The 10,916-nt window shown below is 71.1% G+C and carries 8 protein-coding genes; 3 read left to right on the top strand and 5 right to left on the bottom strand.

Annotation, left to right across the window (positions count from 1 at the left end; all coding sequences use genetic code 11):
• The first annotated feature begins 524 nt into the window (after window positions 1-524).
• Both ACCP09_RS19840 and ACCP09_RS19835 read left to right on the top strand, forming a co-directional pair.
• Window positions 525-1,496 (top strand): zinc-binding dehydrogenase, encoded by a 972-nt coding sequence (locus ACCP09_RS19840; RefSeq protein WP_433748737.1) that lies wholly within the window; start codon window positions 525-527, stop codon window positions 1,494-1,496.
• Between the two features lie 184 nt (window positions 1,497-1,680).
• Window positions 1,681-1,986 carry a sigma factor gene (locus ACCP09_RS19835; protein ID WP_433748734.1) on the top strand — a complete coding sequence of 102 codons (306 nt, stop codon included), beginning with the start codon at window positions 1,681-1,683 and terminating at the stop codon, window positions 1,984-1,986.
• A 541-nt stretch (window positions 1,987-2,527) separates the two neighbouring features.
• On the opposite strand, the gene ACCP09_RS19830 is transcribed toward ACCP09_RS19835, so the two are convergent.
• Window positions 2,528-4,171 carry a thiamine pyrophosphate-binding protein gene (locus tag ACCP09_RS19830; RefSeq protein ID WP_123684994.1) on the bottom strand — a complete coding sequence of 548 codons (1,644 nt, stop codon included), beginning with the start codon at window positions 4,169-4,171 and terminating at the stop codon, window positions 2,528-2,530.
• Window positions 4,172-4,193: 22 nt separating this feature from the next.
• Complete coding sequence (locus ACCP09_RS19825; protein WP_433748731.1) at window positions 4,194-5,195, bottom strand: glutathione S-transferase family protein; 1,002 nt, start codon at window positions 5,193-5,195, stop codon at window positions 4,194-4,196.
• A 93-nt stretch (window positions 5,196-5,288) separates the two neighbouring features.
• Between ACCP09_RS19825 and ACCP09_RS19820 the strand changes: the two genes are divergently transcribed.
• A complete protein-coding gene (locus ACCP09_RS19820) occupies window positions 5,289-6,653 on the top strand; it encodes a WS/DGAT/MGAT family O-acyltransferase (protein ID WP_433748728.1) in 1,365 nt (454 codons plus the stop codon).
• A 39-nt stretch (window positions 6,654-6,692) separates the two neighbouring features.
• Here ACCP09_RS19820 and ACCP09_RS19815 read toward each other — a convergent pair whose 3' ends face one another.
• From ACCP09_RS19815 to ACCP09_RS19805, 3 genes are all read right to left on the bottom strand, one after another.
• On the bottom strand, window positions 6,693-7,667 hold the full coding sequence (locus tag ACCP09_RS19815; RefSeq protein WP_433748725.1) for an aldo/keto reductase: 975 nt from the start codon (window positions 7,665-7,667) through the stop codon (window positions 6,693-6,695).
• Window positions 7,668-8,494: 827 nt separating this feature from the next.
• A complete protein-coding gene (locus ACCP09_RS19810; RefSeq protein ID WP_433748722.1) occupies window positions 8,495-9,889 on the bottom strand; it encodes an amidase in 1,395 nt (464 codons plus the stop codon).
• Between the two features lie 10 nt (window positions 9,890-9,899).
• A complete protein-coding gene (locus ACCP09_RS19805; RefSeq protein WP_433748719.1) occupies window positions 9,900-10,895 on the bottom strand; it encodes a D-2-hydroxyacid dehydrogenase in 996 nt (331 codons plus the stop codon).
• Between the last annotated feature and the right edge of the window lie 21 nt (window positions 10,896-10,916).

Raw genomic sequence — 10,916 nt, 5'->3', positions numbered from 1 at the left:
CCCTTACACGCCCCAAACCCCAGCAAAATCTCCCGCCACCGCCCACATCGCGCGCCACACCACCCCCCTTACGCAACCCCCCAAACCCCCGCAGAAAACTCCCGCCGCGAAGACTGACACCGCCAGACGAACGCACCCAAGCCCCACGGCCCAGTCGCACCGCCGTGACACCGCGGGAACCACGCCGCCACCCTCACACGCCCCAAACCCCAGCAAAATCTCCCGCCACCGCCCACATCGCGCGCCACACCACCCCCCTTAAGCAACCCCCAAACCCCCGCAGAAATCTCCCGCCGCAAAGACTGACACCGCCGGCCGGCTGCGCGCCCAGCCTCTGACCCGGTCGCCTCGACCTGCACCTGCTTCACGGCCGCGTGACCACAGTGGAACCACCCACCCCATGCTCATCCCCTTCCCCGCGGCGAACCCGCCCGGTGAACCCACCCGGGTGACAGTCCGCCGCTCACGCCCCGGAATTGTCGGACCCCGTCGCTAGTGTTCGCGGTGTCCGGAAGGGGGCGGAGATGCGAGCGGTTGTGGTGGACGGCCCGGGTGGGCCGGAAGTGTTGCGGGTGCGGGACGTTCCGGTGCCCGAGGTGCGGCACGGCTGGACCCTGGTGCGGGTCGAGGGGTTCGGGCTGAACCGGTCGGAGCTGATGACCCGCCAGGGTCTTTCGCCGAACGTGCGGTTCCCCCGAGTGCTGGGCATCGAGTGCGTCGGCGTGGTCGTGGAGTCCGCGCGGCTCGCGCCGGGCACCAAGGTGGCCGCGGTGATGGGCGAGATGGGCCGGGAGTTCGACGGCGGGTACGCGGAGTACGCGCTGCTGCCGGACGACCTGCTGATCCCGGTGCAGACCGACCTGCCGTGGGAGGTCTTCGCCGCGCTGCCGGAGACGTACCTGACCGCGTGGGGGTCGCTCGCGGCGTTCGGGCCGGTGTCGCCGGGGCAGAGCCTGCTGATCCGCGGCGGGACGTCGTCGGTGGGGATGGCGACAATGTCGCTGGCGCGGGAGCGGGGGCTGGTGACCGTCGCGACGACGCGCAACCGGGAGAAGGTCGCGGCGCTGGAGAAGGCGGGAGCGTCGCACGTGGTGGTGGACGGCGGGGACATCGGCGCCGATGTCCGCGCCCTGTGCCGGGATGGCCCGGACTTCGTGCTGGACCTGATCGGAGCGCCGACGGTGCCGGATTCGCTGCGGCTGGTCAAGCGCGGCGGCACGGTGTGCGTGGCGGGCATGCTGAGCGGCGAGTGGGTGATCCCGGACTTCCAGCCGGTGGCGGCGATCCCGTCCGGCACGAAGCTGACGGCGTTCCAGAGCAACGACATCCGGGGCGCGTCCGGCGGCGAGGCGCTGCAGGCGATCGTCGACGGCGTGGCGAGCGGCGTGTACCAGCCGAACCTCGACCGGGTGTTCCGGCTTGAGCAGATCGTCGAGGCTCACTCCTACATGGAGGCCAACCAGGCCACCGGAAAGGTGGTGGTCCGGAACGACTGACGCCCAGAATCCGGCGCCTTTCCTGCCATCGGCCCGCGGCGCGTGACGGCCCACGTGACCGACCAGGCCCGCGCACTGGAGTTCTACACGGAGAAGCTGAGCCTGGCGCGGGGTGTCGACCACCCGGGCCCGACGGGCGCTTCCTCACCGTGGGCGCGCCCGGCAGCCCGATCAAGGTCATCCTGTGGTCGCACCCCGCGGCCGCCGGACAACCGGCCGAGCCGGGCGGCGCGCCGCCCGGATGAAGCCGGTGACCGAGGCGTTCGAGGCCCAGCGTGACCGGCAGCGCGCGATCGCCTACCGCGTGCTCGGCTCCCACGCCGACGCCGAGGACGTGGTCCAGGAGGCCTGGTTGCGGCTGTCCCGCCAGTACGCCGACACCATCGCGAACCTGGCGGGCCGGCTGACCACGGTCGTCGGCCGACTCCGCCTGGATCTCCTGCGCGTCGAAGCGAAACGCACCACGGCGAGCTGCCGGAGCTCGTGGTGACGGCCGCCGACGATGCCGCGCCCGAGGACGACGTGGCGCTCGCCGACCCGGTCAGGCTCGCGCTCCTCGTCGTGCTCGAGTCGCTCCGGCCGGGTGAGCGGTCGTGCTGCGCGACCTGCTCGCGGTGCCGTTCGACGAGATCGGCCGGATCCGCGCCAAGTCCACCGCCGCCGCCGAGATGCTCGCCGGCCGCGCGCGCTGGAAGGTGCGGGCGGTCAGCGAACGGCCGCGGGCCGGGAGCAACGGGAGGTGGTCGAGGCGTTCCAGGCCGCCGCCCATCGCGGCGACTTCGAGGGGTTGCTGCGCGTGCTCGATCCCGACGTGCAGCTCACCGCCGACACACCCGACGGCACGGTCGTCGTCCTCGGCGCCACCAAGGTCGCCGCCGGCGCACGGCTGGCCGCGGCCGCGCGGGGAGGGGCGGTGCTCGTCAACGGTCGTCCCGGCTTCGTCGTCTGGAGCGAGGGCGGTGCGCCGCTCTCGGTCATCGCGTTCACCGTCGTCGACGGGCGGATCGTGGAGATCGCGGATTCGGTTCGAGTCAACGCGACCGCATGGCCCGGTACCACCGGGGCGAGGTGTTCACGGGAGGCTTCAACGACGCACGCACCACCAGGACGTTCGGCTCGTCGCTGCGCACGAACTCGCCGAGCAGCCGCCGGAAGGCGCGGCCGAAGCCCTCCACCCGGCCAGCGTCCACGCCGAAGGACCGGGCCAGGCCGACGAAATCCGGCGTGTGCAGGTTGACCCCGCGGTGCGGCAGACCCTCCCGGTCCTGATCGAACCGGAGCATGCCGTAGCCGCCGTCGTCGACGATGATCACCGTCACCGGCAGCGACTCCTGCGCCAGCGTCGCCAGATCGCCGCACCCGTAAAGGAAACCGCCGTCGCCGCTGACGCACACCACCCGGCCCGCCCCGGTGGCCGCCGCGCCCAGCGCGGCCGGGAAGCCGAACCCGAGCGTGCCCCAACCCATCGGGTACGCGAACTGGTGCGGCGCCCGCACGCGGTGGAAACCACCCGCCCAGTAACCGGCGATGCACATGTCCGCCACCAGCATGGCGCGCTCGGGCAGCGTCTCTTCCAGTGTGCGCAGGAAATCCGCGGCCTGCGGCTCCTCGCTGCGGATGCGGCGGCGCACCTGCTCGGCGATCCGCTGCAGCCGCTCGGTCAGCTCGGCCAGCCCGGGCCGCGCCGGCAACCCCTGCAGCAGCTCGGGCACCACGTCCCGCGCGTCGCCGGCCAGTGTGATGTCGGGCGGGTAGTTCTTGGCCGCGTCCTTGGGATCGACGTTGATCACGATGAGCTTCGGCGGCTTGGGCATGAGCCAGTTCTGCGTCATCAACCCGTCGAAGTCGGTGCCGATGCCGAGCACCACGTCGGCCTCGTCCCACAGCGCGCCCACCTCCGGCGCGTGCACCGGGTTCGGCGCGGCACACGGGTGCGCGGGCGGCAGCAGACCGCGCGCGGCGAACGTGGTGATCACCGGCGCGGCCAGTTTCTCGGCCAACTGCCCGATCACCTCTCCCGCACCGGCCCTGGCCGCACCGCCGCCCGCCCAGATCAGCGGCCGCGACGCCATCGCCAGCATGCGCCGCGCCGCGTCGAGATCCGCCATGGCCAGCGCCGGGAACGCCTCGGTCGGTTCCGGGTCCGGGCCGCGGAAACCGTTGTGCCGCAGGAAATCCGTGGGAACACCGACGTACACCGGGCCGCTCTGCGGCCGCAACGCCAGCCGGGCGGCGCGCAGTACCGTGGGCGCCAAGTCCTCGGGCGTCTCGACGGTGAACGCCGCCTTGGTCACCGGCGCGAACAGCGCGGCCTGGTCGCTGGTCTCGTGCAGGACGCCGCGCACCGTGCCGGGCCGCCGCAGTCCCGCCGGGATGTCCGTGGCGATCACCAGCACCGGCGAGCCGGAGGCCATCGCCTCACCGACCGCGGCGATCGTGTTCGCCGCGCCCGGTCCGGTCGTCACGATCGCGACGCCGAGTTTGCCGGTCGCCCGCGCGTACCCGTCCGCCGCGTACCCGGCGGTCTGTTCGTGCCGGACGCCGATCAGCCGGAGCGGGCTGTCCGCGAGGGCTTCCCAGATGGGCAGGTTGTGCACGCCCGGGAGGCCGAACGCGACCTCGGCCCCGAGCTCGAGCAGCGCGTCCACGAGGTGCTGGGCGCCGGTCTTCGTCACGCCGTCAGAGTATGGCACCCCGTCACCACTGCGGGGGGACGACCTCGTCCCGCGGCGGCGGCCCCGGCGGTGTGCCGTCACCGAAGGGCCGTCCGCCCAGGTCGGCGCGCCCGTGCGGCGTCGCCCACCCGGAAAGGTCCGGACCAGCTGGCACGATCCGCGTCGGGTTGACCTGCTCGTGCACCTGGTAGTAGTGCCGCTTGATGTGGTCGAAGTCCACGGTGTCGCCGAAACCGGGCGTCTGGAACAGATCCCGCGCGTACGCCCACAAGACCGGCATCTCGGTCAGCTTGTTCCGGTTGCACTTGAAGTGCCCGTGGTAGACCGCGTCGAACCGGACGAGCGTGGTGAACAGCCGGATGTCGGCCTCGGTGATCGTATCCCCGACCAGGTACCGCTGACCAGCCAGGCGCTCGGACAGCTCGTCGAGCCGCGAGAACAACCGCCGGTACGCGTCGTCGTAGGCGGACTGCTTCGTCGCGAACCCCGCCTCGTACACCGCGGCGTTGACGTCGCGGTGCACCGCGCGGTTGATCTCGTCGATCTCGTCCCGCAACGCCTCGGGGTACAGGTCCGGCGCGCCGTCGCGGTAGTGGGCGCCCCACTGCGTGTCCAGGTCGAGGGTGATCTGCGGGTAGTCGTTGGTGACCAGCTTGCCGCTGGGGATGTCGACGATCGCGGGCACGCTGATGCCGCCGTCGTAGTCCGGGTCGGCCGCGCGGTAGGCCTCGCCGAGGAACTCGATGCCCAGCACGGGATCCCGCCCGCCGGGGTCGAGCGTGAACCGCCAGCTCCGCTCGTCCTGGATCGGGTCGGCGATCGCCACAGACAGCGCTTCCTCCAGCCCCATCAGCCTGCGCGCGATCAGCGCTCGGCTGGCCCACGGGCACGCGCGGCTGACGACGAGCCGGTACCGGCCCGCCTCCGCCGGCCAGCCGTCCGCACCGTCGGCCGTGATCCGCGCCGTGAAGCGGTTCGGCGCTCGCTTGAACTCGCCGGTTTCCGGGTCCGTCGGGATGGTCATTCCCTCAGCGTAGATTGTGTTCCGGGCCGTAGCAGTACGCGTAGACTCAATGACCCTGGGCACACCAGCGCCCTCGACGGAAGGTGGTCACCGATGCCGTTGATGCCCTTCACCGACTCGATGTTCCTGCTGGTGGAAAGCCGCGAGCACCCGATGCACGTCGGCGGCCTGCAGCTGTTCCAGACCCCCGAGGGCGCCGACCACACCTGGCTGCGCAGCCTGCGTGAGGACCTGGTCAAGAACACCGACGTGCGCCCGCTGTTCCGGCAGCGCGTCGCCCGCCCCGTGAACACGCTCGGTTACGCCGCATGGGCCCGCGACGAAGATCTCGATCTCGACTACCACTTCCGGCATTCCGCGCTGCCGTATCCGGGCCGGGTGCGGGAACTGCTGGAGCTGACGTCGCGCTGGCACAGCACGCTGCTCGACCGGCACCGTCCGCTCTGGGAGATCCACCTGGTCGAAGGCCTGCAGGACGGCCGGTTCGCCATGTACAGCAAGGTGCACCACGCGCTGATGGACGGCGTTTCGGCGTTGCGGCACCTGCAGGGCACGCTGTCCGACGACGCGGACGACCGCAGCTGCCCGCCGCCGTGGGGCTCGCGTCAGGTGTCCCGCGACAAGCCGCCGCGTAACGCACGGTCACTGCTGCGCGTGGGCACGAGTTCGCTGAAGCAGATCGCCGGAATGGCGCCGGCGGCGGCGAAGGTGGCGCGGGAAGCGTTCCGCGAGCACACGCTGCTGCTGCCGATGCAGGCCCCGAAGACGATCTTCAACGTGCCGATCGGCGGCGCGCGCCGGTTCGCGGCGCAGTCCTGGCCGCTCGGGCGGGTGCGTGCGATCGCGACCGCCACCGGGACCTCCCGCAACGACGTGGTGCTCGCGATGTGCTCGGGCGCGTTGCGGGACTACCTCATCGAGCAGCGCGCGCTGCCGGACGCGCCGCTGGTCGCGATGGTGCCGGTGTCGATGCGCAAGCCGACCGACACCGGGGAGGCCGCGGGCAACCAGATCGGCGCGGTGCTGTGCAACCTGGGCACCGACAAGCCGGATCCGGCGTCCCGGCTGATGACGATCCACCAGTCGATGCGCGAGGCGAAGCGGATCTTCAAGGAGCTGACGCCGTTGCAGGCGCTGCTGCTGTCCGGCATCAACGTGGCGCAGCTGGGCATCTCGCCGGTGCCCGGGTTCGTGAACAACACGCGCCCGCCGTTCAACCTGGTGATCTCGAACGTGCCGGGGCCGCGCAAGCAGATGTACTGGAACGGCGCGAAGCTGGACGGCATCTACCCGGCGTCGGTGCTGCTGGACGGGCAGGCGCTCAACATCACGCTGACCAACAACGGGGACAACCTGGACTTCGGGATCACGGGGTGCCGCCGGTCGGTGCCGCACCTGCAGCGGATCCTGACGCACCTGGACACGGCGCTGGAGGAACTGGAGTTCGCCGCGCGCTGACGTGGGCGGGGGCCGGCCCGCGGCCCCCGCCGGCGGTGGTCAGGCCACGCCCTCCGGGCTGGCGCCCTCGACCTGGACGCCACGCGAGGCGATCTTCTCGATGCGGGCCAGGTCCTCACCGGTGAGTTCAAGATCCGCCGCGGCGACGCTGTCCTCGATGTTGCGGGCCCGCCGCGCGCCGACGATCGCCACGTGGACGCCCGGCTGGTGCAGGGTCCACGCGATGGCGAGCTGGCTGACGGTGGCGCCCTTCTCGGCCGCAAGGTTCTTCAACTGCTCGACGACCTCCAGGTTCTTCTGGAAGTTCGCGCCGTGGAACGCGCTGGAGTTCGCGCGCCAGTCGCCGGGCTCGAAGGTCGTGCGCGGGTTGAAGGCGCCGGTCAGAAGGCCGCTGCCGAGCGGGCTGTAGACGAGGACGCCGATGTCGTGCTCGCGGCAGTACGGGAGCGGGTCGTCTTCGATCGCGCGGCGGAACAGGTGGTAGGGCGGCTGCAGGGTCTCGACCGGGCGGGTGCGGTCGAACGCGGCCAGTTGCTCGGTGTCGTAGTTGGACACGCCGACGTGGCGGATCTTGCCCGCGTCGACGAGTTCCTGCAGTGCCTGGGCGGTTTCCTCGGCCGGGGTGTCCGGGTCGGGCCAGTGGACCTGGTACAGGTCGATGTGGTCGAGGTCGAGGTGGCGCAGGCTCTCGTCGACGCCCTTGCGCAACCAGTCGCGGCGAGCGTCGCGGGGCCGGTCGCTGCCCGGGTTGATGCCGCCCTTGGTGGCGATCACCAGGCTGTCGCGGTCGCGTTTCAGCTCGTCGCGCAGGGCGCGGCCGAGAAGGGCTTCCGATTTGCCGAAGCCGTACGCCTGAGCGGTGTCGAAGAAGTTCACGCCGAGCTCACGTGCGTGCTGGATGGCCTGGACGGCCGCGTCCTCGTCGAAGGAGCCCCAGTCGCCGCCGAGCTGCCAGGTCCCGAACGCGATCCGGGATACGTCGAGTCCGCTCTTGCCCAAAGTGGTTCTCCGCATGGTTCAAGGACAGCACACGGCGCGGTGGGGCGCATCGTGGAGCTGCTCTGGGCGGTTGTGGGTCCTTTGTGGATTTTGCTGGTGAGCGAACGGACCGTTCACGGCTTGGCGAGTGGACCACTCATGTGGTTGCGGCTGGCGGGTCGACGGCAGGTGCAGCTCGCGCGGCTCGTGCGGCGATGAACGGACCATTCACCGCTTGACGAGAGGACCCACTCGCGCGGGCGCCAGTGGCGAGTGGACGACAGGTTCACCTCGCGCCGCGATGAACGGACCATTCATCGCTCAGCGAACGGCCTGCACGCACGCACCCCTCGTGCCTCACGCCAGGACACCTCACACCCCGTGAACGGGCCACTCATCTCTTGACGAGAGGCCCACTCGTGCACGCGCGGCTGGCGACTCGACGACAGATGCACCTCGCACAGAGATGAACCGACCGTTCATCGCTCGGCGACAGGCCCACTCATGCGCGCCACTCGCAAGTCCACGACAGATGCAACTCGCACCGCGATGAACGGGCCATTCACCGCTTGACGAGAGGCCCACTCATGCACGCGCCACTCGCGACCCGACGACAGACCCACCTCGCAGCGCGACGAAAGGACCATTCACCGCTTGACGACGGACCCACCCAGCCACCACTCGCGAGTCCACGACAGACCCACCTCGCGGCGCGATGAACGGGCCATTCACCGCTTGACGAGAGGCCCACTCATGCACGCGCCACTCGCGACCCCACGACCGATGCACCTCGCAGCGCGACGAAAGGACCATTCACCGCCCAGCCGGCGCCACCCAGCTCACGGCGCACCCGGCCGCCCAGCTCACCGCCCAGCGGGCCGGTCCGTCGGCCACGGGCGGACCTCCTCGAAGAGCCTCGCCACGGCCAGCACCAGGTCATCCGAGTGCCGAGGCCCCACGATCTGCAACCCCACCGGCAGGCCATCCGCCGTCATCCCCGCCGGCACGCTGATCGCCGGCTGCTGGGTCATGTTGAACGGGTACGTGAAGGGCGTCCAGTCCGGCCAGCCGCTCATTCCGCTGCCCGGCGGCACGTCGAAACCAGCCTCGAAGGGCGGGACGGCCACCGTCGGGGTGATCAGCACGTCGTACCGCGTGTGGAACTCGCCCATCCGGATGCCCAGCTCCGCGCGCTCCGCGTTGGCCGCCAGATAGTCAGCCGCCGAGTACGTCTTGCCCTGCTCCCACACCTGCCGCAGGCCCGGGTCGACCTTCGCCTCGCAGCCGGCCGGGAACGTGTCCAGCCACTGGGCCGCGCCGGTCGACCACAGCACGTCGAACGCCTCCCGCGGGTCGGCGAAACCCGGGTCGGCCTCCTCGACCCGCAACCCGGCCTCATCGAGCGCCGTGACCGCCGACGTGACTATCTCCCGCACCTCCGGGTCCACGCGGGCCCAGCCGAGCGTCGGCGAGAACGCCGCGTACAAACCCCGCACATCCCGCCGCACGGCCTCGCGGTACGCGCCCGCCGGCGGCTCCAGCGCGTTCGGGTCCCGGTGGTCCGGCAGCGCCAGCACGTCCAGCAACAACGCCACGTCCGACACCGACCGCGCCATCGGCCCCGCGTGCGACAACGCCCCGAACGGGCTCGCCGGCCACAACGGGATACGACCGTATGTCGGCTTCAGCCCGACGATCCCGCAGAACGACGCCGGGATCCGCACCGACCCGCCACCGTCGGTCCCGACCGACAGCTCACCCATCCCGGCCGCGACCGCCGCACCACTGCCACCGCTGGACCCGCCGGGCGTCTTCGCCGGGTTCCACGGGTTGCGCGTCACCCCGGTCAGCGGGTTGTCCGTCACGCCCTTCCACGCCAGCTCGGGCGTGGTCGTCTTGCCGAGCAGGACCAGCCCGTTCTCCCGCAGCCGCGCGGTGACCGGGCTGTCCACCTCCCACGGCTGGTCCCGGTCGACGCACGTCGAACCACGCAGGGTGGGCCAGCCCTGGGTCAGGAACATGTCCTTGATCGAGGTCGGCACCCCGTCCAACGAGCCGATCGGGTTGCCCTCGCGCCACCGCGTCTCCGACGCCTTGGCGCCCTCGCGGGCCACCTCCGGGTCGACCAGGCAGAACGCGTTGCACTCCCGGTCCCGCTCCTCGATCGAGCGCAGCGCGGCCTCTGTCGCCTCGACGGGGCTGATCTCCCCGGTCGAGTAGGCGGCGACCAGCTCACTCGCCGTCAACAGGGTGCTCATGGTGAACTCCTCACCGATCGGACGGCACGTACCCCAGCTGCTTGTCCACGACATTACGAAGCGGGGCGCCAGTCTGCCAGCGGTGGAAGTTGTCCGCGAACACCTCGACCAGCGTATCCCGCCACCCGATGAAGTCACCGGACATGTGCGGCGAGACCAGCACGTTCCGCATCGTCCACAACGGACTGTCGACGGGCAGCGGCTCGGTGTCGAACACGTCCAGCGCGGCGCCCGCGATGCGCCCCGTCCGCAGGGCCTCGACCAGGTCGCCGGTGACCACCAGCTCACCGCGGCCCACGTTGACGAACCGCGCCGTCGGCTTCATCGCGGCGAACGCGGCGGCGTCGAACAGGCCCTTGGTCTCCTCGGTCAGCGGCGCCACGGCGACGACGTAGTCGAACGCCGGGAGATGATCCACCAGCCGGTCGGAGGCGTGCACGTCCCCGAAGTCCGGGTCACCGGAACGCGCCCGGCGGCCGGCGCCCGAAACGCTCATCCCGACGGCGCGCAGCATCCGCGCGATCGCCCTGCCGATCGGCCCGGTGCCCACCACCAGCGCCGAGCGCCCGGCGATCCGCTCGGTCTCGCGGTGCTGCCAGCGGCTCTGGCGCTGCAGGTCGAGCGATCCGTGCAGGTCCTTCGCGAAGGTGAGGATCACCCCCAGGACGTACTCCGCTATCGAGTCGTCGAACACGCCGCGCGAGTTGGTGAGCACGACGTCGCTGTCCCGCATCCCGGGGAACATCACCGGGTCCACGCCGGCGCTCGCGATGTGCAGCCAGCGCAGCCGGTCCGCCGCGTGCCAGGCGTCCGGCACCGCACGGGAAAGGAAGTCGTGGACAAAAAGGACGTCGGCGCCGCGGAGCGCGTCGGCCAGGCCGGCCTCGCCGGTGTAACGCACGACGGCCGTCGAAGCGATGCGCTGCATGGCCGGCGATTCGGTGAGGTCCCGGGCCTGGTCTTCACCGCACAACACCGCCAGCACCGGATTCTCAGTACCGATCACCGTTGACACGGTAAGAGCCGG

Source organism: Amycolatopsis sp. 3B14, assembly GCF_050958625.1.
GTDB classification, from domain to species: Bacteria; Actinomycetota; Actinomycetes; order Mycobacteriales; family Pseudonocardiaceae; genus Amycolatopsis_E; species Amycolatopsis_E thermoflava.
Note: the sequence above shows the minus strand (reverse complement) of the source record. Positions and strands in the feature narration are given on the sequence as shown.

What these genes read in the sequence shown, in the direction of transcription:
- ACCP09_RS19815 (WP_433748725.1), bottom strand. Translation starts at nt 7,667, where the DNA reads ATGCGGAGAACCACTTTGGGCAAGAGCGGACTCGACGTATCCCGGATC.
- ACCP09_RS19825 (WP_433748731.1), bottom strand. Translation starts at nt 5,195, where the DNA reads ATGACCATCCCGACGGACCCGGAAACCGGCGAGTTCAAGCGAGCGCCG.
- ACCP09_RS19840 (WP_433748737.1), top strand. Translation starts at nt 525, where the DNA reads ATGCGAGCGGTTGTGGTGGACGGCCCGGGTGGGCCGGAAGTGTTGCGG.
- ACCP09_RS19820 (WP_433748728.1), top strand. Translation starts at nt 5,289, where the DNA reads ATGCCGTTGATGCCCTTCACCGACTCGATGTTCCTGCTGGTGGAAAGC.
- ACCP09_RS19810 (WP_433748722.1), bottom strand. Translation starts at nt 9,889, where the DNA reads ATGAGCACCCTGTTGACGGCGAGTGAGCTGGTCGCCGCCTACTCGACC.